Genomic DNA, 22,396 nt, shown 5'->3' on the forward strand with positions numbered 1-22,396 from the left:
GCGGACATGGGTTCGCGGCTGCTCCTCGGGGACCCGGAGGGAACACCATGCGCGCGATACGCGCCGCTTCGGCCGCACTGCTGGGCGTCAGCGCCCTCGTCGTCACCGCACCCGTCGCCCAGGCCCGCGCGGACAGCGCGGTCTTCCGGGTCGCCGTCCTGCCGTCCACCGTCGCCCCCGGTGGACGGGTCGCGCTGCACGCGGTCGGCTGCGAGCAGAGCGTCAGCGTCTCGTCGGGGGTGTTCGACACGATCATCATCCCCCGGGGACGGACCTGGGCCAAGGCCGTGGTGGACCGGGACGCCGAGCCGGGTGCCGTGTACGAGGTGTCGTTCCACTGCGGCACCTTTTGGCAGGACGTCGACCTCACCATCGCCGGCGGCCGGGCGTCCGCTGCCCCGCACTGGCGCAAGGGCGTGGACGCGGGCGGGGGCGGCAGCCTGGCCGACCTGAATCTGAAGGAGATCGGCATGGGCGCCACACTGATCGCGGGCTCGCTCGGGACGGCGTACCACCTCTCGCGGCGCCGCGACGACGAGGACGGCTCCTGACACCACCGTCCGCACAGGCGACACCACCGTCCGCACAGGCGACACCTCCGTCCGCACAGACGTGACTTCGCCCCGGATTCCCCGCAGGGGGGCCGGGGCGAAGTGCTGCTGAACGTGCGGCTCTCTCTTACGGGCAACGGTCAGATCCGCTTCTCCGCCCGCCTCCGCATCCAGAACACCCCGCCCCCGACGACGGCCACGGCGATGAGCCCACCTCCGATGGCCATGTCGGTGGGCGTCGCGCCCGTGGAGGTGCTGCCGCCGAGGCCGCCGCGGACGCCGCCGATCACGGTGTAGGCGTTCGGGTTGGTCAGGGGCCTGCCGGCGCCGACGCAGAGGACCGTGATGCTGTGCGCGCCCGGCCTCGCGTGCCGGTCGATGGTCGCGTGGCCCTTCGCCGTGCTGCCGCCCACGGGGGTGAGCCGGGTCGGCCTGAACGCGTCCGAGGTCGCGGTGCCGCCGCTCGGGCAGCCGTCGACGGTGATGGTCAACTGCCCGCCGCGCGGGATGACACTGGGCATGGCGACGATGTTGCTCGGTCCGATGGGCATGCCGTCCCGGGCGACGGCCGCCGGGGCGGCGATGCCGAGGGCGGCGACCGCGGTGGCAGCGGCCACCAGGGCACGAGTAGTACGCATGTGATCCTCCGCGGAAGACGCCCCGGGAACCGTCCCCGGTCGAATCGGCGAGAAAGCGCCTCCCAGAAAGACCCTCAGATGCCGTGACGGAGGGCGCATTTCGGCGATGGTCCGTCCTGGTGAGAGGACACGCCGACGGACCACCCCGCTATCGGAATTGCCGCAGGTCACGGACCGTCAGAATTTTCCGGCCGGCGGCAACTCGGATGGCGCACCGATTGACGCGGGGCCACCCGTTCGCATCCCACCCCGTCGCCGGTTCCCCGTGCGGGACTTAGCGTTCTCGTATGCGCGATTGGCGGGGCGACGGCCGCGTCGAGAGGGGAAGGCGAATGTACGGGAACGAGCATGCCGAAGAGGAGGAGCGGCGCAAGAAGCACGCTCCTTGGGGTGTGATAGCGCTTGTTCTGCTGACCGGTCTCGCGCTCATTCGCAACGGCTCGGGGGAGTTCGACGTGGGGCCCCCGCAGCCCGCGTCGGCGGCCGCCGCGGACAGCCACGTGACCAGCGGCCTCTTCGCCGGTGTGGCGCAGCCGCTCCCGTACGCCCTGCCCGACCGGGTCCGGATTCCCTCGATCCAGGTCGACGCGCCGATGATCCCGGTCGGCCTGGACGCGGACGGCTGGGTCGGCGCCCCGCCGCCGGAGGACCCCAATCTGGCGGGCTGGTTCACCGGGTCGGTGTCTCCCGGTGAGAAGGGCACGGCGGTGGTCGTCGGCCATGTCGACAACAATGAGGGCCCCGCCGTGTTCTACAGCCTCGGGGCACTCAAGCCCGGGAGTCGCGTCGAGGTCTCCCGGCAGGACGGAAAGACGGCCGTGTTCGAGATCTACGGCGTCGAGGTCTTCGAGAAGAACAACTTCCCCGGCGACCGGGTCTACGCCTCGAAGGGGAACGCTGAATTGCGGGTCATCACCTGCGGCGGCGGTTTCTCGAAGCAGAACGGATATGACGGGAACGTCGTCGCTTTCGCCAGCCTGGTCGAGGTCCACTGAGCGTTTCTCGCCGGGCGGGCGAAAGCCTAGGGGGGGCTTTCGCAGCCGTCCGGTGTACTACCGTTCTGGGACGGTGACGAAATACCCGGAGTCCAGCAGCCGCGGCAGATAGGCGCGCAGGGCCAGGACGCTCTGGGAGCGGTCGCCGCCGGCGTCGTGCGAGAGGACCACGACTCCGGGGGCGGCGCCGTCCTCGACCCGGTCGACGATCGTGCGGGTGCCCGGGCTCATCCAGTCGAGGGTGTCGACGGTCCAGGCCAGCGGCTCCATGCCCAGCTCGGCGCCGAGTTGGAAGGCGGCGCGGTTCCAGGCGCCGTAGGGCGCGCGGAACCAGAGGGGGCGTTCGCCGTACGACTCCTCGACGATGTCGCTGGTGCGTTCCATCTCGGCGCGGATCCGGGCGCGGCTGAGGCGGGTGAGGAGCGGATGGGACCAGGTGTGGTTGCCGACGACATGGCCCTCGTCGGCCATCCGCGCCAGGAGGTCCCTGTTGTCAGCGACCATCTCGCCGCACACGAAGAACATGGCGCGCACGTCGTACTCGCGCAGGGTGTCCAGGATGTACGGGGTGTAGCGGGCGTCGGGTCCGTCGTCGAACGTCAGCACCATGGTGCGGCCCCGCCCGGACACCCGCAGGAACGGCTTGCGCCGCACCAGGGTCGGGCGGGCCGCCGCGCGGGGCGGGCCGTACCCCGTGAGGGGCTCGAGCCGGTAGGCGGAGGGCTTGAGCGCGCGGTGCGCCTGCGGGCCCGCGGCCGGGGCGGCGGGCCGGACCGGCTCCTCGCCCGCGACCGTCGCGAACACCCCGGTGCCGGCGGCGCCGACGGCGGCGGCACCGGCGAGCAGGGCGCGGCGGCGCGTGAGCGGACGTGTGAGCGACTGATCCTTCGTCATGAATGATCAGTCGCCCGGCGCGGGACCGACGCACCACGCGACACCGGTACGGCGGCAGGAAAACCCCCGACCGGATCAGCAGCGGTTGCGTATGACGCCCTGTCAGCGTCGGCGTACCAGGGGGAACGGCAGGGTCTCGCGGATCGTCAGGCCGGTGAGGAACATGACCAGCCGGTCGACGCCGATGCCGAGGCCGCCGGTGGGCGGCATGGCGTACTCCAGGGCGTCGAGGAAGTCCTCGTCGAGTTCCATCGCCTCGGGGTCCCCGCCGGCGGCGAGCAGGGACTGGGCGGTGAGTCGGCGGCGCTGTTCGACGGGATCGGTGAGCTCGGAGTAGGCGGTGCCGAGTTCGGTGCCGAAGGCGACCAGGTCCCAGCGCTCGGCGAGCCGGGGGTCCGCGCGGTGCTGGCGGGTGAGCGGGGAGACGTCGGTGGGGAAGTCCTTGTAGAAGGTGGGCAGCTGGGTCTTCTCCTCGACGAGGCGCTCGTACATCTCCAGGACGACGTCGCCGTGGCCGTCGTCGGCCGTGTACGGCACGCCCGCGCGGTCGCAGTGGCGGTGCAGCCGGAGCAGTTCGGTGTCGGGGGCGATCTCCTCCCCCAGCGCCTCGGAGATCGCGCCGTACACGGTCTTGACCGGCCACTTCCCCGAGATGTCGTACTCCTGGCCGTCCCTATGGGCGACCGGTGAGCCGAAGGCGGCGGTCGCGGCCCCCTGGATCAGCTCGCGGACGAGGTCGAGCATCACGTCGTAGTCGGCGTACGCCTGGTAGGCCTCCAGCATCGTGAACTCGGGGTTGTGCTTGTGGTCGACGCCCTCGTTGCGGAAGGTGCGGCCGAGCTCGAAGACCTTCTCCATGCCGCCCACGCAGAGCCGCTTCAGATACAGCTCGGGGGCGATGCGCAGGTACAGGTCGAGGTCGTAGGCGTTGATGTGGGTGGTGAAGGGGCGGGCGTTGGCGCCGCCGTGGATCTGCTGCAGGACCGGCGTCTCGACCTCCAGGTAGCCGCGCTCCAGCAGGCCCTGGCGCAGGGCCTGTACGGCGGTGGAGCGGGCCCGGACCACGTCGCGGGCGGCGGGGCTGGCGACCAGGTCGAGGTAGCGCATGCGGACCTTGGTCTCGGGGTCGGCGAGACCGCGGCGCTTGTCGGGCAGGGGGCGCAGGCACTTGGCCGTCAGCTGCCAGGAGGTGACGAAGACGGTCGGCTCGCCCTTGTCGCTGACGCCGGCCGCGCCGGTGGCGGTGATGAGGTCGCCGATGTCGGTGTCGGCGGTGAAGCGGTCGAGGGCGGCGCCGGAGTCCTTGCGGGTGAGGGCGAGTTGGTGGTCGCCGGACCAGTCGCGCAGTACGGCGAAGACGATGCCGCCGAAGTCGCGGACGAGCATGATCCGGCCGGCGACGGTGACCTGCTCGCCCTCGCGGACGTCGGCGAGGGCGTGGGTGCGGGCCGGGATGCCCACCGGGTAGGGGTCGGTGCCCTCGGCGCGCAGCCGGTCGAGGGTGTGGTGCCGGATGCGGACCTGCTCGGACAGGCCCGCATCCGGCCCGGCCGCCCCGGCCTCGTCCCCTCCTTCGAGGCCGAGTGCCGCCAGCGAGGGCAGTCCTTCGGTGGTCGCCGGGCGCGGTCCGTTCCTCGGGTGCCCCTTTCTGCGGAGCTTGCGCATGGACGGTACGGAGACGAAGCCCTCGGCGATGCCGGAGGCGAGGCCGATGCGGGCGAGGGAGGCGGCCTCGCCATAGCAGATGAAGCGGGGGAACCACTGCGGGCGGTACTTGGCGTTGGAGCGGTAGAGGGCCTCCAGCTGCCACCACTTGGAGAAGAACAGCAGCAGGCGCCGCCACAGCCGCAGCACGGGGCCCGCACCGATGCGGGCTCCCTCCTCGAAGACGGAGCGGAACACGGCGAAGTTCAGCGAGATCCGGCGGATGCCCATCTTGGGCGCCGCCGCGCACAGGTCGGCGACCATGAACTCCATCACGCCGTTGGGAGCGCCCCGGTCACGGCGCATCAGGTCCAGGGAGATGCCCTCCCTGCCCCACGGCACGAAGGAGAGCACGGCGAGCAGCTCGCCGTCCCCGCCGAGGGCCTCCACGAGGAGACAGTCGCCGTCGGCCGGGTCGCCGAGGCGGTCGAGGGCCATGGAGAAGCCGCGCTCGGTCTCGGTGTCGCGCCAGGCGTCGGCCTTCCTGATCACCTCCTCCATCTCCGCCTCACCGAGGGCGGAGTGCCGGCGGATACGGCAGTGGGCGCCGGTGCGCCGCACGCGCTGCACGGCCTGCCGGGTGACCCGCATGTCACGGCCGTCGAGGTCGAAGTCCGGTACGGACACGATCGCCTCGTCGCCGAGCTGGAGGGCGCCGAGTCCGGCGCGCGCGTAGGCCCGGGCACCGTCCTCGGAGGCGCCCATCGCGGCGGGCGCCCAGGCGTAGCGGCGGGCCAGGTCCAGCCAGCCGGCGATGGCGTGCGGCCAGGCCTCCCGGTCGCCGACCGGGTCCCCGCTGGCCAGGCACACGCCGGCCTCCACGCGGTAGGTGACGGCGGCCTTGCCGCTGGGTGAGAAGACGACGGCCTTGTCGCGCCGGGTGGCGAAGTAGCCGAGGGAGTCCTGGTCGCCGTACGCCTTGATCAGGGCGCGGATGCGGGCCTCCTCGTCGTCGTGCAGGGCGGCTTCCAGGCGCTGCGAACGGAACAGCGTGGCGGCGGCGTTGAGGAGGGCGAGCGCGCCGAACAGGCCGAGCAGGAAGTACAGGGGGCGCGGCGGCCGTCCGTCGTAGGAGGCCCCGGAGACCAGTCCGCCGCAGACCCGGTCGGCGGCCCACGCCAGTCGCTGGCCGTGCGGCAGTGTGCCGGGGAACAGCTCGACCAGCCCCCAGCCGACCAGGATCCCCGCGGCGAGGCCGACGACCAGGACACCGAGGGCTCTTCGCACGGCGGCGCGGCGGGAGGCGGCGTAGAACTCGTTGCGGGCGACGACGAGCAGGGCCAGGGCGAGGCCGCACACGACCAGGGACGGAACGGAGTCGGAGTAGTCGCCGACGACCGTGCCGAGGATGTCGGTCAGGACGAGCAGGCCCAGATAGACGACGACCAGCCACCAGGCGATCTTCTTGCGGGCGGCCGTGGCTGCGGCGAGCAGGAAGAGGAAGACCGCGTAGGCGAGGTTGGCACTGACCGGGACGATGATCTGGTCCAGGGCCTGCACGACCGGGCGGAGCGCCGTGCGCAGCGGCGGGATGAAGGCCAGCAGGACGCAGAGCAGTCCGAGGGCGCCGAAGAAAGTCGCGAAACCCTGCGGCACCCTGCTGAGAAAGCGGTTCCCGGGCGGCCGCGTCCGGCCCGTGGTGTCCTTCGCCGGGGCGGCCTCCACGGTGGCACTCATGTTCCGACTGTAGGAAGCGCTCGGCCTCCTCGCCCGTCGAGCGAACTGCCCGACGGCGCGACCTGCGGCTTCCGATAGCCTCCGTGTCGTGACGGAACAGCACGCACACCGGTTCGAACGGGGCACGGACGGGCCCAAGGTCATCGTGGTCGGGGTGGACGGCTCCGACTCCTCGCTGCGCGCGGCGGCCTACGCCGGTGGGCTGGCCCGGCGGCAGAACGCCCTGCTCGCCGTCGTCTACGTGCAGCCGGTGATGGCGGCCGGAGCGGCCCTCGGGGTGCCGGTCGCGGAGACGACCGACGAGATCGCCGAGGACCTGATCGCCCAGATCCGGGACGCGACCGAGCGGGTCAAGGGGATATTCGACGTGCGCTGGGAGTTCCACACCTTCCCCGGCGATCCCTACAACGGGCTGGTCAAGGCGGCGGACGACCTGAAGGCGGACGCCGTGGTGGTGGGCGCCTCGGAACAGGCCGGGCACCGGATCGTCGGCTCCGTCGCGGTGCGGCTGGTGAAGGCGGGGCGGTGGCCGGTGACGGTGGTTCCTTAGTCCGGCCTACGGGAGTCCTAGGTCGCCGGTCGGTGTACGGCAGGCCCACGGCGATCGACGATGTTGCGATGACCGCATTCGACGTCGACGCCTTCCTCCAGCGGCCGCTGACCGCGCGCATCGCGACGAACGGGCCGACGGTGCGCCCGGTCTGGTTCCTCTGGGAGGACGGCGCCTTCTGGATCCTGACCGGGCCGTGGGCCCGGCTTCTGCACCGGGTTCGGGACGACCCGGCGGTGGCTCTCGTCGTCGACGAGTGCGATCCGGCAACGGGACTGGTGCGCCAGGTGATCGCGCGGGGCCGGGCCGACGTCGTCCCGTTCGACGTCCCTCGGGGCCGGCGCAAGCTCGTCCGCTATCTGGGGGCGGACGAGAGCCGTTGGGACCCGAGGTTCGTGCACTATCTGCACGACGACCCGGCGGAGCGCGGCACCGTGTGGCTGCGGCTGGAGCCGGCGTCGCTCCGCGCGCAGGACCTGAGTTACGCGGTCGCGCGCTGAGCGGACGGGGCGTCAGAGGGTGCGCAGGAAGTCCAGCAAGATCTCGTTGAAGGCCGCCGGCTTCTCCATGTTCAGGTAGTGGCCGACGCCGTCGATGGTCGCGGAGCGGCCGTGGGGGACGGAGCGGACGAGCCGCTCAGCCGCGTCGAGCATCTCGGCCGGTTCCAGGGTGCCGTTGAGGGCGAGAACAGGGACGTCGATCGTCGGCAGGCGTGACCAGGAGTCGGTCACACGCACCATCCGGTCCTTCTCGTCCGGAGTGTGCTTCCCGATCGTGTTCAGGGCCATCTCCCGCAGCCGGCGCAGGATGTCCTGGTCGACGTCGTCGGCGGTCCGGTGTTCGCCGGGCACCACCCGCAGAAAGGCCCTCAGCCAGCCCTCGATGTCACCGGCCGCCAGCGTGCGCGCGTACTCGGCCTGGATCTCCTTCGTCCAGGGGTCCGTGTACATGAAGTCGCCGGTCGCGGCGCCGCACGTGACCACCGCGCGGACGAGCTCCGGGTGCTCCAGCACGGTGTCGGTGGCGATCACCCCGCCCATCGACACGCCGACGAGCACCGCGGGTCCCGCGTCGAGGTGGCGCAGCAGGGCGGCCAGGTCGTCGGCCCAGCGGAAGGGCCTGCTCGCGTTGGCGGAGGAGCCGTGGCCCCGTACGTCCGGGGCGATCACGCGGTGGTGGGCGGCGAGCGCCGATATCTGGTCCTCGAAGGCGCGGTGGTCGACGTATCCGGGGTGGAGGAGGACCACGAGGTCCCCGGAGCCGGTGTCGAGGTAGGCGAGGTCGCCGTCGGCGGACGTGAAGGAGCTCAGTTCGAAAGCAACTGTCATGACAACCAAGGTGTCATCTTCCAAAGATTTTGGCAACCAAGGTGTCATGATGGCGGGGTGAACGAGGCGAACGACATCGACGCACCGCTGCCCCCCGACGATCTCGGCCACCGGATCAGCGAGGTCTTCGACCTGATCGGCGCGCTCTACCGACGCGGCCTGCGCAAACTCGAGCAGGGCGAGGAGATCGAGGGGGTCTCCGTCGGCGTGCGCTCCGTCCTGGGACTGCTGCACCGGTACGGGCCGATGACGGTGCCTCAGATGGGCCGGGTGATGACGCTGACCCGGCAGTTCGTGCAGCGCATGGTCAACGACGCGATGGCCAGGGACTGGGTGGAGGCCATCCCCAATCCGGCGCACCAGCGGTCCTCGCTGATCCGGATCACGGATGGGGGCGAGGCCGTCATCACCGCGATCCTCGCGCGCGAGCACGCCCTGAACCGGCAGGTCGGGGGCGATCTGACGGACGCCGAGCTCCGGGCGTGCGTGCGCGTACTGAAGCAGATGCTGAAGACCTTCGACCACGACGTGGACTGACCTACTCCCCCATGACGAGCCCGTCCTCCGCCGCCCCCCGGCTGAGTACGACCTCCCGGATCCGGTCGCGCACCCCGCGCAGCTCGGCGCCCTGGGCCAGCGCCCGGTTGATGTTGATCACCCGCCCGGCGTCGATGTCGAACAACTGCGGAATGAACTCGGCCTTCTTCACCTCCCAGCGCCGGCCGGACTCGTCGGGCGGCGCGAAGGTGAAGCGGGCGAGGGTGGACTGGTTGCCGCGCGGGTCCTGGACACCCTGCTCGTTGTACATCGCGCCCGCCACCTGGTCGCCCATGCCGTAGACCACCCAGGTGCCGTTGACCTTCTCGTAGGCCTGCGGGACATGGGCATGGGTGCCGAGGATCAGGTCGATGTCGGGGCGGTCGCCGCTGCTCGCGGCCGTCAGCTCACGGGCGAGGGTCAGCTGCGTGTTGTCGGGCTCGTCCTGCCACTCGGTGCCCCAGTGCAGCGATACGACGACCACGTCGGCGCCCGCTTTCCGGGCGGCACGGGCGTCCGCAATGATCTTGGCCTTGTCGATCAGATTGACCGCCCATGGCTGCCCCGGTGGCAGCGGGAAACCGTTGACGCCGTAGGTGTAGGCGAGGTGGGCGACCTTGGCCGCGCCCGCGCGCAGGATCGTCACCGAGCGCGCCTCGCCCTCGGTGCGCGCCGTTCCCGCATGCCGTACGCGCGCCTCGTCCAGGGCGTTGAGGGTGCGCAGGATGCCGGCGGCGCCGTCGTCGAGGCTCTGGTTGGAGGCGGTGGAGCAGCCGTCGTAGCCGGTGGCGGCCACACCACGGGCCACCTCCGGGGGCGACTTGAACGTGGGATATCCGCTGTACTGGCCTCGCTCGCCGTAAACGGTCTCCATGTGGCACAGCGCCAGATCGGCGCGGGAGACCACGGGTTGGACACCGGCGAGCATCGGGCGGAAGTCGTATCCGGACCCACCGGCGTCGAAACGCGCACGGTCGATGACCGAGGTGTGCGGGAGGATGTCGCCGGAGGCGACGAGCGTGAAGCCGCGCGGGCCGGCGGAGGCGCCCGGCTGCCCCGCCTTGCGATTGTCGGCCTGGCATGCGGCGCCAGCGGCAAGAACGGCCGTCAGAGCCAGGGCCACAAGTCGACTGCGTGCAATCATCAACTCACCCCGAGTGGTCGTATTACCAACCAATACGTATGAAACCGGGCCTGACCGTAAACAATTCGGCCGCTTCCGTTAGCCCGTCCGGCCTGTCCCGAATAGGCGGAAGGGACCGTTCGTCGTACCGTTCGCCGACGCGATCGACCGTCCGCCGCAGATCCGTGTGTGTGGCCTGTCCCACAGCGGCCGCCTGCGATGCCATACGGCCATGACGGCCGGAACCACCCTCTCCAACGGGACGACGACCGCCGAGCACGAGCTCGCCGCGCTGCAGCGCGAGCACGGCCGGCCCCTCTTCGCGCTGCTGCTCCGGCTCTGCGACGGCGACCGGCAGCGCGCCGAGGACCTCGTGCAGGAAACGCTGGTGCGCGCCTGGCAGCATCCCGAGGCGCTGCGCGCGGACGACTTCGAATCCGTACGGCCCTGGCTGATGACCGTCGGGCGGCGCCTGGCGATCGACGCGCGCCGGGCCCGCCAGGCGCGGCCGCCGGAGGTCGGCGACGCGATCCTGGAGAACGCCCGAGTGATGTCCGACCACGCCGAACGGGCCGCGGAAGTGCTCGATGTGCGCGAGGCTGTGAAGACACTCACTCCGGAGCACCGTGAAGTCCTGGTGCTCGTGTACTTCCAAGGTGCGAGTGTTGCGGAAGCCGCGGAAACCCTCGGGATTCCGCCCGGTACCGTGAAGTCCCGCGCTTACTACGCGCTGCGCGCCCTGCGCAGGGTGCTTCCGGGATACGCGGCCGACCTGCGGTGAAACCAATGGCTGAGTCAAACCTCCGTAAAGCGCCTTGCTGAAGACACCGGTTGAGTAATCGGCTGTCCTCATCCGTGTTCCGGATTGGGCCCCAGGGCCCGAGGGCCCCGGGTCGGGCGACGCACTCACCGGAGGAAGGCAGGAAGGGATGCTGCACAGAGGTCAGGAGAGCACGGACGGCACCGGCGGCGGTGAACTGACCGTCCCCATGGCGTGGTTGTACGCCGAGTACATCGCCGACGAGCTGCTGCGGACCGGCGATCTCATGCCGCCGACGTCCTTCGAGTTCCGCGCCGGGCGCGATGCCCTGGCGCTGACCATCTTCCTCTCCGACACCGACGGGGAGCTGTCCGGCATCCGGGTCGTCACCCAGCTGGAGACCTGGCTGTCGCTGACGGCCTACGACCAGCCGTGGCAGGACTGGGTGCGCGAGCGCATGGCGGGCCTCGCGGCCGAGGCGGTGGATTCCGGCGGGCCCGCGCCCGACCTGGAGCTGGCCGAGGCGGCCTGGCGCTGGCTGCAGGAGACCGAGCTGCTCGCGCCCGATCTGAACGCGGTGCCGGGCGGCGGCGCGCTGGTCGGCGAGGACGAGGGACCGAAGGTGTGGACACCGGCCTGGCAGCTCGGGCTGCCGCTCGGGCACCTCGCCATCCATCTTTTTTAAGTTCTTTTCTCCTCGGACCAATCCTCGGCCCCGGCCGCTCCGAATCCCTTGGTTGCGATTCGGTGTAGGCCTTGAGTGATTCGACTGCCTGGTGCGTACCAGTGGGCGCAAGGAGTAACACACCCCACACCCAACGGCACGAGGATTCGGCATGAGGTCCCTGGAGAGGCATCGCGACGTCGCCGCGTACGCGCTCGGCGTGCTGAACGAGGCGGAGGCGTTCCGCTTCGAGGACCACCTCATGGAGTGCCCGCGCTGCGCGGCACACGTGACCGAGTTCGGGCCTGTCACCCGCCAGTTGATGCTGTACCGGCGGTCCACACCCCGGTTCGTGCACCCCCTGGCCAAGCCGGGACCGCAGCTGCTGAACCGGCTGCTCGAAGCCGTGGCGGCCCGCCGTCGCGCGCTGCGCCGGCGCACGCTGTACGCCGTGGCGGCCTCGGTCGTGATCGCCCTCGCCGGGCCCGGGGTCGCGGTGATGGCGGGCGGCGGCGACACGCCCGTACAGGTCGTCCAGGCGACCGACGCGCGGTCGGGTGTGTGGGCTCAGGTTACGACCGAGGACGAGGTCTACGGCAGCCAGGTGGAGCTGAAGGTGAAGGACGGCGCGGGGTCGCGCTCCTGCCATCTGATCGCCATCGGCCGGGACGGCTCGGAGGAGACCGTGACCAGTTGGCACGCCGCCGACCATGACGCCCGTGAGAACACGATGACGGGAGCCTCGGCGATGCACACGGACGAGATCGTCCGCTACGAGGTACGGACGGCGGAGGGCGAGCACCTGGTGACGCTCGAGCCCCGGTAGCCCCCTGCTCGGCTGTCCGGTTCCGGCCTATTTCAGCAGCCTCGACATCCTCCGGTCCGCCAGCGGCTTCCCGCCCGTCTGACAGGTCGGGCAGTACTGGAGCGAGGAGTCGCTGAAGGAGACCTCGCGGACGGTGTCGCCGCACACCGGGCAGGGTTCGCCGGTGCGGCCGTGGACGCGCAGGCCGCTCTTCTTCTCAGCCTTCAGGCGCCCGGCCGCGACCCCGCGCGAGCGCTCGACCGCCTCGGTGAGGGTCGTCCGCAGGGCCTCGTACAGTCTCGCCGTCTCCTCAGGGGTGAGGGACGACGCCAGCTTGAACGGGGACATCCTCGCCGCGTGCAGGATCTCGTCGCTGTAGGCGTTGCCGACCCCGGCGATGAGGCTCTGGTCGCGCAGGGCACCCTTGATCTGGCGGCGCTCGTCCTTCAGCAGGGCCGCGAAACGCGCCTCGTCGAAGTCGGCGGCGAGCGGGTCCGGGCCCAGCCGGGCCACGCCGGGGACCTGCTGGGGGTCCTGGACGAGATAGACCGCGAGGCGCTTTTGGGTGCCGGCCTCCGTCAGGTCGAAGCCCGCGCCGGTCTCCAGGGCCACGCGCAGGGCGAGCGGGCCCTTGCCGGGGCGGGGCATGCCGCTCGGCAACTGGTCCTTCCAGTGGAGCCAGCCCGCCCGGGCCAGATGGGTCACCAGGTGCGGGCCGTCCGCGGTGACGAGGTCGAGGAATTTGCCGTAGCGGTGCACGGCGGTGACTGCATGGCCCTCGACGGCGGTGACCGGTGGGTCGTACGTCTTGAGGACGCTGATCGCGACGGGCAGCACGCGGACGATCTCGTGGCCGACCAGGTTCTCGGTCAGGAAGTCCTTGAGCGCTTCGACCTCGGGGAGTTCCGGCATAGCTCCAGAGTGCCACCCGGCACCGACAGTGCCCGGTGGATCCGCTCACCCGCCGGGCCGCTCCGGCGCCAGGAACTCGCACCACACCGCCTTGCCGCCGCCCCGCGCCTCCACGCCCCACACGTCCGTGAGCAGGTCGACGAGGAGCAGGCCGCGGCCGGAGACACCGGACTCCCCTGCCTCCCGGCGGCGCGGCAGGGCGCTGGAGGAGTCCTCGACCTCGACGCGCAGCCGGCGCTCGGAGCCGGTGAGGACCCGCAGGGTCACGATGGCGGAGCCCTCGGTGTGCATCAGGGCGTTGGTGATCAGCTCGTCGGCGACCAGTTCGATCTCGTCGGCCCGGTCGCCGGCGCCCCAGGCGCGCACGGCGGCGCGGATCATGTGCCGGGCCGCGGTGAGGGCCTCGGGGTCGCCGGGGGCGACGTGCTGCTGGAGGCGGCCGCCGGACTGCGGGGCGTCGAGGACGCGGCGGCGGAGCAGGAGCAGGGCCACGTCGTCGTCGCCGCCGCGTTCCTCGGCCACGTCGATGAGGCGGTCCGCGAGATCCCGGACGTCGTTCGGACCGGTGGCGATGAGCGCGGTCAGGGTGTGCATGCCGTCGTCCAGATCGGCGCCGGGCTGTTCGACCAGGCCGTCGGTGCACAGCAGCAGGGTGTGGTCGGAGTCCAGCTCGATGGTGCCGACCGGGTATTCGAGCCGCCCGAACTCCGCGGACAGGCCGAGCGGCAGCCCGCCCTCGACCGGGACGCGTCGGCAGGCGCCGCCGGGTTCCCGGATCAGCGGGTCGATGTGGCCGGCGCGGACCACCTGGACGACCCCGGTGGACAGGTCGGCCTCCGCGTACAGGCAGGTCGCGAAGCGGTCGGTGTCCAGCTCGTGCAGGAACACGGAGGCGCGGGCCATCACGGTGGCCGGGGTGTGCCCTTCGGCGGCGTAGGCGCGCAGCACGATGCGCAGCTGGCCCATCACGGCGGCGGCGTGTGTGTCGTGGCCCTGGACGTCGCCGATGACGGCACCGACCCGGCCGCCCGGCAGCGGGATCAGGTCGTACCAGTCGCCGCCGATGTCCCGGCCGAGGGAGGCGGACCGGTAGCGGACGGCGACGTCGGCGCCGGGGACACTGGGGATGGTGCGCGGCAGCATGGCCTGCTGGAGGCCGGTGGCGAGGTCCTTCTCCTGCTCGTAGAACATGGCCCGCTGCAGGCTCTGCGCGATGCTGCTGCCGAGGGCGACGAGCACGTTGCGGTCCTCGGTGGAGAAGCCGTCCCGGTCGCTGTAGAGCAGTCCGATGGCGCCGATCGGCCGGGCCTGGGCGATCAGCGGCAGATAGGCGGCGGCCGTGATGTTGAGGCCGGTGATGTGCGGCCACAGGATGGGATAGCTGTCCGCGAACTCCTGCGGCGACTCGATGAAGCGCGGGGTGAGGGTCCGTACGACCTCGCTCATCGGGTACTGCTCGTCTATTCGGGTGACCAGGGTCCCGGGCACGAAGCTGCCCGCCGGGCCCTCGGCGACCAGCCGGATGCGGCCGGCCTCCACCAGGCCCATGACCAGGCTGGTGGCGCCGAGGTGGGTCAGGCCGTGGGTGTCTTTGAGGACGTCTATGACGTCCCGGACGGTGCGGGCGTGGGCGAGGGCGGCGGTGGTGAGCTGGACGACGTTGGTCTGCCGGCGGCGGGCCTCGTCCTCGGCGGCCTGCTCGCGCCGCTCCTCGCTCTCGGCGAGTTCGTCGGTGGCGTCGCGGACGATGCCGATGATGCGGCGCGGGCGGCCCGTCTCATCGCGGCGGATGTAGCCCTGGGTGTGGGTCCAGCGCAGGGTGCCGTCGCGACAGCGGATACGGAAGTAGGCGCCGTAGTTCTCGCTGCCGTCCTTCAGGGCCTTGGAGACCAGGCCGTCCAGGCGATAGCCCTCGGGCGGCGGCACCCGGACCGCCAGGGACAGCGGGTTTCCGTCGTATTCGTCAGGGCGCAGGTCGAAGACCTCGTGGGCCTGGGCGTCCATGTGGAAGACACCGGCGTCCAGGTCCCAGTCGAAGGTGCCCATGTGGTTGAGCGCCAGGATCGGGTCCGGGTGGGCGGGCCAGTCGTCCGGGAGTGACAGGGCGCTCGCTCCCCGATCAACCATGGGGCCACCTTGCCAGGATTCGCCGGAATCTTCGACTGGGGCGACGGAACTGTTTCCGCTCGGCGCCCGGGATCCCTCGGCCCGCGTCGGTCAGCCTGCGAACACGTCGGTGGGGCTGCCGAAGACGCTGTCGGTGGTGTGCGGGTCGCCGGGGATCAGCCCGCCGCCGTCGGGGAGGTCGGGGGACTCCGGGACGGTTTCGGGACCGGTTTCCTCCGGGAATCGCGAGGCTGCCGGGGAGTCCGGCGCCTTCGGGGAGTTCGGGGACTTGGGGGACTTGGGGGACGGCTTCGGTTCGGTGCCGGAGTCGGGGGCGTCGGGTTCCTCGGGCGAGGTGGGCGTGCGGCCCGGGTCGCCGGCGGGGTGCGACGGTGTCGGGGTGGCAGTGGTGCAGTCGGTGGTGCCGTGGGGCGCGCAGTGCGTCGGTGTGCCTTCCGGGGAGGTGGGCCCGCCGGACGGGGACGTGCCGCCGTCCGTGGGGAACCTGCCGTGCTCACCGGGTGAGCCGCTGTCGTGCGGGTGCGGATGCGGGACCGGGGTCGGTGTCACCGGCTCCGGTCGCGGCAGGACATGGTCGCGGTCGTGCCCCCGATGGCCGGTCGGCCGCTCGATCCAGGTGTTGTCGACGTTGTCGATGATCGTGAGGTCGGTGATCACCTGGGTCGTCGGGGCCACTACGACCACCCGGTCGGGCCGGTATCCGGACCAGGTCCGGCCGCTGGTGGCCGGCTCGCCCCGCAGGCCGGCGGGCGGGGTGAGCGGATTGCCGCAGGCGCAGCGGACCCGGGGCGCGCCGTGGCCGTCGACCAGGACTGCGGTGCCCGCCTGCAGGACGGACTGGTAGCCGGTCTCGCGGCCGTCCCGGAAGCCGTGGTTGGTGACCCGGGTGTCCGCGCGCAGCACGACCGAGGTCAGGCCGCGCAGATAGCCGGGGATCGAGTCCGGGTTGATGCCCGCGGCCTGCGCGAAGGCGCGGCCCCTGGACGCGTCGGAGGTGAGGTGGTCGATCTGCCGCCGCACATCGCAGCTGCCGGACCCTCGGGTGCCGGCGTAGAGGCCGGGCGTGCCGCCGGACAGCTGCCGTGGTCCGGTCCGGCCGGAGGGCGTCGGCTTCGGCGTCCGGGGTACCGGGGCCGGGGCGGCCGTGGCGGTCACGGTGGAATCCGTGAAGGGATCGGGCCCCTTGGCCGCCGCGCGCTCGAGGAAGATCTCCCCGCTCGGTTCGGTGCCCTTGCTCCCGCCGCCGCAGCCGGTGACGAGGAGCGCCGCGGAGAGCGCGCAGGCCGTGACGTGGGCTCCGGTGGTTGTCCGCACCGCGTCCTCCCGAGTGTTTTCGGGCAGTTCGACACCATTGTCTGCTTCACCCGCTCGGGTTACGCAAACGGAGAAGTGGTATACGGAGAGTCACATGGGCATCGGGCGCGACAATGGTGAAGGGAGTGTGCGGCCGTGGAGTGGTTCATCGCACCGGACTACTGGACGAGCCGGCTGGTCTTCCAGCGGGCTCTGGCCGGCGTGTACCTCGTCGCGTTCCTGACGGCGGCTCTGCAGTTCAGGGCGCTGATGGGCGAGCGCGGCATGCTGCCCGTGCCGCAGTTCGTCGCTCGGGTGCCCTTCAGGGCCGCCCCCAGCCTGTTCCAACTCCACTATTCGGACCGGTTCTTCGCGGTCTGCGCCTGGTCGGGTTGCGCGGTGTCGGCGGCACTGCTGGCGGGGCTGGACTCCGTGGTCCCGCTGTGGGCGGCGATGCTGTTGTGGCTGGTCCCGTGGGTGCTGTACCTGTCGATCGTCAACGTCGGGCAGACCTGGTACTCGTTCGGCTGGGAGTCCCTGTTGCTGGAGGTCGGCTTCCTCGCCGTGTTCCTGGGCAACGACGAGGTGGCGCCGCCGGTCGTGGTGCTGTTCCTGCTGCGCTGGATCCTGTTCCGGGTCGAGTTCGGCGCGGGCCTGATCAAGATGCGCGGCGACGCCTGCTGGCGGAAGCTGACCTGCCTGGACTTCCACCACGAGACCCAGCCGATGCCGGGCCCGCTGAGCTGGTTCTTCCACCATCTGCCGAAGCCGCTGCACCGCGTCGAGGTGGCCGCGAACCACGTCACCCAACTTGCCGTGCCGGTCCTGCTCTTCACCCCGCAGCCGATCGCCACGGCCGCCGCCTCCCTGATGATCGTCACCCAGCTGTGGCTGGTGCTGTCGGGCAACTTCTCCTGGCTGAACTGGATCACCATCGTGGTGGCCCTGTCGGCGGTGCGGTTCCCGAGCGATCCGCCCGCCGTGCCGGACACACCGCTGTGGTACGAGGTCGTGGTCCTGGCGGTCGCCGCGCTGCTGCTGTTCCTCAGCTACCACCCGGTGGCCAACATGATCTCCCGCCGCCAGATCATGAACCGCTCCTTCGACCCGCTCCACCTGGTGAACACCTACGGCGCCTTCGGCAGCGTCAGCAGACTCCGCTACGAGGTGGTGATCGAGGGCACGACCGACGACGTACCGCGTGAGGACTCGGACTGGCGGGAGTACGAGTTCAAGGGCAAGCCGGGCGATCCCCGGCACTGGCCACGGCAGTTCGCGCCGTACCATCTGCGGCTGGACTGGCTGATGTGGTTCGCCGCGCTGTCGCCCGCGTACGCCGGGTCGTGGTTCGGTGCCCTGGTGGAGCGGCTCCTGGAGAACGACCGCGACACGCTGAGACTGCTGCGCCGCTCGCCCTTCCCGCCCGACGCACCGCCCCGCTACGTCCGCGCCCGCCTCTTCCGCTACCGGTACACGACGTGGCGTGAGCTGCGGGAGACAGGCGCGTGCTGGGAGCGGACGTATGTGCGGGAGTATCTGCCGCCGACCAGGCTGGCCGAGGTGGCTCAGAGGTCGTAGACGCGGGTGGCGGTCGTCCGGAAGATGTGCTCGCGGTCGGACTCGCCGGTCAGTTCCCGCGCCGAGTCCAGCACCTGGCCGTACGTCGCCGCCAGCGTGCACACGGGCCAGTCCGAGCCGAACATCAGCCGCTCCGGCCCGAAGGCGTCGAGGACGACGTCGGCGTACGGACGCAGGTCGTCGACCGTCCAGGAGGCGTGGTCGGCCTCGGTGACCAGGCCGGAGAGCTTGCAGACGGTGTTGGAGAGGGCGGCCAGGGAGCGCACGGCGGTCTCCCACGGCTCGCGTTCGCCGGAGGCGATGGGCGGTTTGCCCAGGTGGTCCAGGACGAAGGTCAGGTCGGCGTGGTCCGCGGCGGCCTTGACGCAGGCCGGCAGCTGGTGCGGCAGCACGACCAGGTCGTAGACCAGCCCCGCCGCGGCCACGGCGGTCAGTCCGCGCCGTACGTCCGGGCGCAGCAGCCACTCCGGGTCGGGCTCGCCCTGCACCTGGTGGCGGATGCCCTTGAGGTACCGCCCGCCGGGCAACTCCCGCAGTCGGGCCAGTTCGTCGGCGACGTCCGGCCGGGTGAGGTCGGTCCAGCCGACGACGCCCGCGATCGGTTCGTGCTCGGCGGCGAGGGCCAGGAACTCGGGGGTCTCCTCGGGCACGGTGATCGTCTGGACGAGGACGGTACGGCCGACTCCGGCGGCCCGCGCCTGCGGGAGGAGGTCGGCGACCGTGAAGTTCCGCCGCAGCGGTGAGAGTTCGGGTCCCGTGATCCAGTCCTGGTCGCGGACCGACAGGTCCCACACATGGTGGTGCGCGTCGACGACCGTCACGGCAGCTCCCATACGACCGGCAGGCCGGCGTCCGCGCCCGCGCCCGCGCCCGCGCCGGAGTAGTCGTGCACCACGTCGAGCAGTTCGGCCATCCGGGCCTGCCAGGCCACGTTGACGGGCAGTTTCTCCAGCTCGGCGATGAGGCGGCCGTAGTCCTCGCACTCCAGGACGTGGAAGAGGTCGGTGCCTCCCCCACGCTCGAATGCGCTCGCGCGGGGGGACCCCCACCGCCAGATCGTCCAGGAGGTGGCACCGGCGGCGCGGATCGCGTCCGTCAGCTCCTTCGGAACCTCCCGGTGGGCGGCCTCGTACTCGGCGATCCGGTCGGCGCGGACCTTGGTGTGCAGGGCGACTCTCATCACGGCTCCTCGATGACCACGAGTCCGGTGTCCCGCAGCTCCTGCCAGAAGGAGTCGGGAACCGGCGTGGCGAACTGGTGGGCGGCGTCCTGGACCTCGTGGGCCGAGCGGGCCCCCACCAGGACGCTGCTGACAGCGGGATGGGCCGCGCAGAAGGCCAGCGCGGCGGCGCGCAGGCCGATGCCGTGCCGCTCGGCGATCTCCTTCAGGCGCAGGGCCCGGTCCAGCAACTCCCCGGGTGCCTGCGTGTAGTTGTACGTCGCTCCGGGCTTGGGGTCCGCGAGCAGGCCGGAGTTGAAGGCCCCGCCGATGACGACGGACGTGCCCCTCGATACGGCCGCGGGCAGCAGTTCGTCGAGCGCGCTCTGGTCGAGGAGTGTGTAACGGCCGGCGCACAGCACCACGTCGACGTCGGTGTCGCGGACGAAGCGGGTGAGCATCTCCGCCTGGTTCATGCCGGCGCCGATCGCGCCGACGACACCTTCCGAGCGGAGCTTCTCCAGGGCCGGGTATCCCTCCCGGAAGGCCTGTTCCGCGTGGTCGTCGGGGTCGTGCAGGTAGACGATGTCGACGCGGTCGAGGCCGAGGCGTTCCAGGCTCGCGTCCAGGGTGCGCCGTATGCCGTCCGCGGTGAAGTCCCAGACGCGGCGGTGGGTGGCGGGCACGGCGAAGCCGTTCGCCAGGTCGTCACCCCCGTCGGTGGACGGTTCCAGGCGGCGGCCCACCTTCGTGGAGAGCGTGTACTCCTCGCGAGGGTGCTCGCGCAGGGCCGCGCCGAGGCGGCGTTCGGACAGGCCGAGGCCGTAGTGGGGTGCGGTGTCGTAGTAGCGGATGCCGCACCGCCAGGCGGCGGCCACCGCTTCGTACGCCTGCTCCTCGGTGACCTCGGTGAAGAGGTTGCCGATGACGGCGGCCCCGAAGCCGAGCCCGCTCGGGGGTCTCACTGGCCCACCGGCCGCAGCCGCAGGCCCTGCATGCCGCCGTCGACGGCGAGGGCGGTTCCGGTCGTGGCGCCGGAGAGGGGGCTCGCCAGGTAGGCGATGGCCCCGGCGACCTCGGCGGCCGAGACTAGGCGGCCGGTGGGCTGGCGGGCCTCCAGCGCGGCGCGCTCGACGGCCGGGTCGGGGGCGGCGTCGAGCAGGCGGCCGACCCAGGGCGTGTCGGCCGTGCCGGGGTTGACGCAGTTGACGCGGATGCCTTCGCGGACGTGGTCGGCGGCCATGGCGAGGGTGAGCGAGTACACGGCACCCTTGGTCGCGCTGTACAGCGCCCTCTGCGGCAGTCCTGCCGTGGCCGCGATGGAGCAAGTGTTGACGATCGCCGCGTGGGACGACTCCCGCAGCTGCGGCAGGGCGGCGCGGGCCACCCGGACCATGCCGACGACATTCACGTCCATGACCCGGTGCCATTCGGCGTCGTCGTTGTCCTCGACGGTGCCCTGGGCGCCGATGCCCGCGTTGTTGACCACCACGTCCAGCCCGCCGAGCTCGGCCACGGCGGCCGCGACGGCCGCGCGTACGGAGGCGTCGTCGGTGACATCGGCGCGGAAGGCGAGCAGCGGTTTCTCGACGGACGAGGGGTCCAGGTCGAGTACGGCGACCTGGGCACCGCGCGCGGCGAGGAGTTCGGCCGTGGCCCGGCCGATGCCGGAGGCGCCTCCCGTCACCAGTGCCTTGAGACCGTCGAAGTCGCTCATGCCGCCTGCCCTTTCTTTCCGGAAGTCTCGAGGTCGGCGGCCCAGAAGGCGCCGCCGGGGAACGTGTACCGCGCGATCGACTCGGGTCGCATGGCGGCCGAGAAGCCGGGCGCGGTGGGTGCCGTGTAGTGACCTTCCCTGATCACCACCGGGTCGAGGAAGTGGTCGTGCAGATGGTCGACGTACTCGATGACACGGTCCTCCGTGGTGCCGGTGACGGCCACGTAGTCGTACATCGAAAGGTGCTGGACGAGTTCGCACAGTCCGACACCGCCCGCGTGCGGGCACACCGGCACGCCGAACTTGGCGGCGAGCAGCAGGACGGCGAGGTTCTCGTTGACGCCGCCGACGCGGGCCGCGTCGATCTGGAGGACGTCGATCGCCCCGGCCTGGAGGAGCTGCTTGAAGACGACCCTGTTCTGCACGTGCTCGCCGGTGGCCACCTTCACCGGGGCGACGGCCTCGCGGATCGCCGCGTGGCCGAGGACTTCGTCGGGGCTGGTGGGCTCCTCGATCCAGTACGGGTCGAACTCCGCGAGGGCCTTGGTCCAGCGGATCGCCTCGGCGACGTCCCAGCGCTGGTTGGCGTCGATCGCCATGCGGATGTCCGGCCCGACGACCGAGCGGGCGACGCGGCAGCGCCGTACGTCGTCCTCCAAGTCGGCGCCGACCTTGAGTTTGATCTGCCGGAAGCCGTCGGCGACGGCCTCGGCGGCGAGCCGGGTCAGCTTCTCGTCGTCGTAGCCGAGCCAGCCCGCGGAGGTGGTGTAGGCCGGGTAGCCGTGCTCCAGGAGCCGTGCCGTTCGCTCCTGCGCCCCCTCCCGGCCCCCGCGCAGGATGGCCAGCGCCTCCTCGGGCGTGAGCGCGTCGGTGAGGTAGCGGAAGTCGATCTGGCGGACGATCCACTCCGGGTCGGCGTCGGCGAGCAGCCGCCACAGGGGCTTGTCCGCCCGTTTGGCGGCCAGGTCCCACACGGCGTTCATGACCGCTCCGATCGCCATGTGCATCACGCCCTTCTCGGGGCCGAGCCAGCGCAGCTGGCTGTCGCCGATCAGGTCGCGGTTGAGGGTCCCCGGGTCGGCGCACAGCTCCTCGACGGAGCGGCCGACGACATGGCCGCGCAGCGCCTCGATCGCGGCGACCTGGACCTCGTTGCCCCGCCCGATGGTGAAGGTGAACCCGTGCCCCTCCAGACCGTCCCCGGCGTCGGTGCGCAGCACGACGTACGCGGCCGAGTAGTCGGGGTCGGGGTTCATCGCGTCGGAGCCGTCGAGCTCGCGCGAGGTCGGGAAGCGGATGTCGTGGGTTTCGAGCGCGGTGACGCGGGCGGGGGTGTCGGAGGTCGGGGACACTGAGGGCCTTTCGGTCGGTGGCTGGGAGCTCG

At 71.5% G+C, this 22,396-nt stretch carries 22 protein-coding genes; 9 read left to right on the top strand and 13 right to left on the bottom strand.

Annotation, left to right across the window (positions count from 1 at the left end):
* Positions 1-47: 47 nt before the first annotated feature.
* Positions 48-551: a hypothetical protein gene (locus ACIBAG_RS02015; RefSeq protein ID WP_399099876.1), complete on the top strand. Its 504-nt coding sequence runs from the start codon at positions 48-50 to the stop codon at positions 549-551.
* 140 nt (positions 552-691) lie between these two features.
* On the opposite strand, the gene ACIBAG_RS02020 is transcribed toward ACIBAG_RS02015, so the two are convergent.
* Positions 692-1,189 (bottom strand): hypothetical protein, encoded by a 498-nt coding sequence (locus ACIBAG_RS02020; protein WP_399099879.1) that lies wholly within the window; start codon positions 1,187-1,189, stop codon positions 692-694.
* Positions 1,190-1,521: 332 nt separating this feature from the next.
* On the opposite strand from ACIBAG_RS02020, the gene ACIBAG_RS02025 reads away from it, so the two are divergent.
* Positions 1,522-2,184 carry a class F sortase gene (locus ACIBAG_RS02025; protein ID WP_399099881.1) on the top strand — a complete coding sequence of 221 codons (663 nt, stop codon included), beginning with the start codon at positions 1,522-1,524 and terminating at the stop codon, positions 2,182-2,184.
* A 57-nt stretch (positions 2,185-2,241) separates the two neighbouring features.
* Here the strand turns inward: ACIBAG_RS02025 and ACIBAG_RS02030 are convergent, their stop codons facing one another.
* Together ACIBAG_RS02030 and lysX are read right to left on the bottom strand one after the other, a co-directional pair.
* Positions 2,242-3,078: a polysaccharide deacetylase family protein gene (locus ACIBAG_RS02030; RefSeq protein ID WP_399099884.1), complete on the bottom strand. Its 837-nt coding sequence runs from the start codon at positions 3,076-3,078 to the stop codon at positions 2,242-2,244.
* A gap of 102 nt (positions 3,079-3,180) precedes the next feature.
* A complete protein-coding gene (lysX, locus tag ACIBAG_RS02035; RefSeq protein WP_399099886.1) occupies positions 3,181-6,459 on the bottom strand; it encodes a bifunctional lysylphosphatidylglycerol synthetase/lysine--tRNA ligase LysX in 3,279 nt (1,092 codons plus the stop codon).
* An 88-nt stretch (positions 6,460-6,547) separates the two neighbouring features.
* Between lysX and ACIBAG_RS02040 the strand changes: the two genes are divergently transcribed.
* Both ACIBAG_RS02040 and ACIBAG_RS02045 read left to right on the top strand, forming a co-directional pair.
* Complete coding sequence (locus ACIBAG_RS02040) at positions 6,548-7,009, top strand: universal stress protein (protein WP_399099889.1); 462 nt, start codon at positions 6,548-6,550, stop codon at positions 7,007-7,009.
* Positions 7,010-7,077: 68 nt separating this feature from the next.
* A complete protein-coding gene (locus tag ACIBAG_RS02045) occupies positions 7,078-7,509 on the top strand; it encodes a pyridoxamine 5'-phosphate oxidase family protein (protein WP_399099891.1) in 432 nt (143 codons plus the stop codon).
* A 12-nt stretch (positions 7,510-7,521) separates the two neighbouring features.
* Here the strand turns inward: ACIBAG_RS02045 and ACIBAG_RS02050 are convergent, their stop codons facing one another.
* Complete coding sequence (locus ACIBAG_RS02050; protein WP_399099894.1) at positions 7,522-8,337, bottom strand: alpha/beta fold hydrolase; 816 nt, start codon at positions 8,335-8,337, stop codon at positions 7,522-7,524.
* Positions 8,338-8,394: 57 nt separating this feature from the next.
* On the opposite strand from ACIBAG_RS02050, the gene ACIBAG_RS02055 reads away from it, so the two are divergent.
* Positions 8,395-8,874: a MarR family winged helix-turn-helix transcriptional regulator gene (locus tag ACIBAG_RS02055; protein ID WP_399099896.1), complete on the top strand. Its 480-nt coding sequence runs from the start codon at positions 8,395-8,397 to the stop codon at positions 8,872-8,874.
* 1 nt (position 8,875) lies between these two features.
* On the opposite strand, the gene ACIBAG_RS02060 is transcribed toward ACIBAG_RS02055, so the two are convergent.
* Positions 8,876-10,018 carry a CapA family protein gene (locus tag ACIBAG_RS02060; RefSeq protein ID WP_399099898.1) on the bottom strand — a complete coding sequence of 381 codons (1,143 nt, stop codon included), beginning with the start codon at positions 10,016-10,018 and terminating at the stop codon, positions 8,876-8,878.
* Positions 10,019-10,229: 211 nt separating this feature from the next.
* Between ACIBAG_RS02060 and ACIBAG_RS02065 the strand changes: the two genes are divergently transcribed.
* From ACIBAG_RS02065 to ACIBAG_RS02075, 3 genes are all read left to right on the top strand, one after another.
* Positions 10,230-10,778 (top strand): sigma-70 family RNA polymerase sigma factor, encoded by a 549-nt coding sequence (locus tag ACIBAG_RS02065; protein ID WP_399099900.1) that lies wholly within the window; start codon positions 10,230-10,232, stop codon positions 10,776-10,778.
* A 148-nt stretch (positions 10,779-10,926) separates the two neighbouring features.
* On the top strand, positions 10,927-11,442 hold the full coding sequence (locus ACIBAG_RS02070) for a hypothetical protein (RefSeq protein WP_399099902.1): 516 nt from the start codon (positions 10,927-10,929) through the stop codon (positions 11,440-11,442).
* Between the two features lie 151 nt (positions 11,443-11,593).
* Positions 11,594-12,247, top strand: a complete 654-nt coding sequence (locus ACIBAG_RS02075; protein WP_399099904.1) for a zf-HC2 domain-containing protein — start codon at positions 11,594-11,596, stop codon at positions 12,245-12,247.
* A 27-nt stretch (positions 12,248-12,274) separates the two neighbouring features.
* Here ACIBAG_RS02075 and ACIBAG_RS02080 read toward each other — a convergent pair whose 3' ends face one another.
* The 3 genes from ACIBAG_RS02080 to ACIBAG_RS02090 all read right to left on the bottom strand — a co-directional run bounded on the left by ACIBAG_RS02080 (position 12,275) and on the right by ACIBAG_RS02090 (position 16,579).
* On the bottom strand, positions 12,275-13,138 hold the full coding sequence (locus ACIBAG_RS02080) for an Fpg/Nei family DNA glycosylase (RefSeq protein WP_399099906.1): 864 nt from the start codon (positions 13,136-13,138) through the stop codon (positions 12,275-12,277).
* Positions 13,139-13,183: 45 nt separating this feature from the next.
* A complete protein-coding gene (locus ACIBAG_RS02085) occupies positions 13,184-15,265 on the bottom strand; it encodes a SpoIIE family protein phosphatase (protein ID WP_399099908.1) in 2,082 nt (693 codons plus the stop codon).
* 90 nt (positions 15,266-15,355) lie between these two features.
* Positions 15,356-16,579 (bottom strand): DUF6777 domain-containing protein, encoded by a 1,224-nt coding sequence (locus tag ACIBAG_RS02090; RefSeq protein WP_399099910.1) that lies wholly within the window; start codon positions 16,577-16,579, stop codon positions 15,356-15,358.
* Positions 16,580-16,714: 135 nt separating this feature from the next.
* On the opposite strand from ACIBAG_RS02090, the gene ACIBAG_RS02095 reads away from it, so the two are divergent.
* Entirely contained in the window at positions 16,715-18,136 is a 1,422-nt protein-coding gene (locus ACIBAG_RS02095) for a lipase maturation factor family protein (protein WP_399099912.1), read from the top strand.
* Here the strand turns inward: ACIBAG_RS02095 and ACIBAG_RS02100 are convergent.
* Genes ACIBAG_RS02100 through ACIBAG_RS02120 form a run of 5 tightly spaced genes read right to left on the bottom strand, consistent with a single transcriptional unit; the run spans position 18,124 to position 22,364 of the window.
* Positions 18,124-18,969 (bottom strand): amidohydrolase family protein, encoded by an 846-nt coding sequence (locus tag ACIBAG_RS02100; RefSeq protein ID WP_399099914.1) that lies wholly within the window; start codon positions 18,967-18,969, stop codon positions 18,124-18,126. The genes ACIBAG_RS02095 and ACIBAG_RS02100 overlap by 13 nt on opposite strands.
* Positions 18,954-19,316: an L-rhamnose mutarotase gene (locus ACIBAG_RS02105; protein WP_399099916.1), complete on the bottom strand. Its 363-nt coding sequence runs from the start codon at positions 19,314-19,316 to the stop codon at positions 18,954-18,956. Before ACIBAG_RS02105 ends, ACIBAG_RS02100 begins: the two co-directional genes overlap by 16 nt.
* Positions 19,316-20,260 (bottom strand): aldo/keto reductase, encoded by a 945-nt coding sequence (locus tag ACIBAG_RS02110; protein WP_399099918.1) that lies wholly within the window; start codon positions 20,258-20,260, stop codon positions 19,316-19,318. Before ACIBAG_RS02110 ends, ACIBAG_RS02105 begins: the two co-directional genes overlap by 1 nt.
* Complete coding sequence (locus ACIBAG_RS02115) at positions 20,257-21,012, bottom strand: SDR family NAD(P)-dependent oxidoreductase (RefSeq protein ID WP_399099920.1); 756 nt, start codon at positions 21,010-21,012, stop codon at positions 20,257-20,259. Before ACIBAG_RS02115 ends, ACIBAG_RS02110 begins: the two co-directional genes overlap by 4 nt.
* Entirely contained in the window at positions 21,009-22,364 is a 1,356-nt protein-coding gene (locus ACIBAG_RS02120; RefSeq protein ID WP_399099922.1) for an L-fuconate dehydratase, read from the bottom strand. Before ACIBAG_RS02120 ends, ACIBAG_RS02115 begins: the two co-directional genes overlap by 4 nt.
* Positions 22,365-22,396: the final 32 nt, after the last annotated feature.

The organism is Streptomyces sp. NPDC051243 (assembly GCF_044455405.1).
GTDB lineage: Bacteria > Actinomycetota > Actinomycetes > Streptomycetales > Streptomycetaceae > Streptomyces.

Excerpts from the sequence above, each read along its gene's own strand:
- ACIBAG_RS02115 (WP_399099920.1), bottom strand. The coding sequence starts at position 21,012 with ATGAGCGACTTCGACGGTCTCAAGGCACTGGTGACGGGAGGCGCCTCC.
- ACIBAG_RS02080 (WP_399099906.1), bottom strand. The coding sequence starts at position 13,138 with ATGCCGGAACTCCCCGAGGTCGAAGCGCTCAAGGACTTCCTGACCGAG.
- ACIBAG_RS02045 (WP_399099891.1), top strand. The coding sequence starts at position 7,078 with ATGACCGCATTCGACGTCGACGCCTTCCTCCAGCGGCCGCTGACCGCG.
- ACIBAG_RS02025 (WP_399099881.1), top strand. The coding sequence starts at position 1,522 with ATGTACGGGAACGAGCATGCCGAAGAGGAGGAGCGGCGCAAGAAGCAC.
- ACIBAG_RS02070 (WP_399099902.1), top strand. The coding sequence starts at position 10,927 with ATGCTGCACAGAGGTCAGGAGAGCACGGACGGCACCGGCGGCGGTGAA.
- ACIBAG_RS02030 (WP_399099884.1), bottom strand. The coding sequence starts at position 3,078 with ATGACGAAGGATCAGTCGCTCACACGTCCGCTCACGCGCCGCCGCGCC.
- ACIBAG_RS02060 (WP_399099898.1), bottom strand. The coding sequence starts at position 10,018 with ATGATTGCACGCAGTCGACTTGTGGCCCTGGCTCTGACGGCCGTTCTT.
- ACIBAG_RS02100 (WP_399099914.1), bottom strand. The coding sequence starts at position 18,969 with ATGGGAGCTGCCGTGACGGTCGTCGACGCGCACCACCATGTGTGGGAC.
- ACIBAG_RS02015 (WP_399099876.1), top strand. The coding sequence starts at position 48 with ATGCGCGCGATACGCGCCGCTTCGGCCGCACTGCTGGGCGTCAGCGCC.
- ACIBAG_RS02020 (WP_399099879.1), bottom strand. The coding sequence starts at position 1,189 with ATGCGTACTACTCGTGCCCTGGTGGCCGCTGCCACCGCGGTCGCCGCC.
- ACIBAG_RS02075 (WP_399099904.1), top strand. The coding sequence starts at position 11,594 with ATGAGGTCCCTGGAGAGGCATCGCGACGTCGCCGCGTACGCGCTCGGC.
- ACIBAG_RS02050 (WP_399099894.1), bottom strand. The coding sequence starts at position 8,337 with ATGACAGTTGCTTTCGAACTGAGCTCCTTCACGTCCGCCGACGGCGAC.
- lysX (WP_399099886.1), bottom strand. The coding sequence starts at position 6,459 with ATGAGTGCCACCGTGGAGGCCGCCCCGGCGAAGGACACCACGGGCCGG.
- ACIBAG_RS02085 (WP_399099908.1), bottom strand. The coding sequence starts at position 15,265 with ATGGTTGATCGGGGAGCGAGCGCCCTGTCACTCCCGGACGACTGGCCC.
- ACIBAG_RS02105 (WP_399099916.1), bottom strand. The coding sequence starts at position 19,316 with ATGAGAGTCGCCCTGCACACCAAGGTCCGCGCCGACCGGATCGCCGAG.
- ACIBAG_RS02065 (WP_399099900.1), top strand. The coding sequence starts at position 10,230 with ATGACGGCCGGAACCACCCTCTCCAACGGGACGACGACCGCCGAGCAC.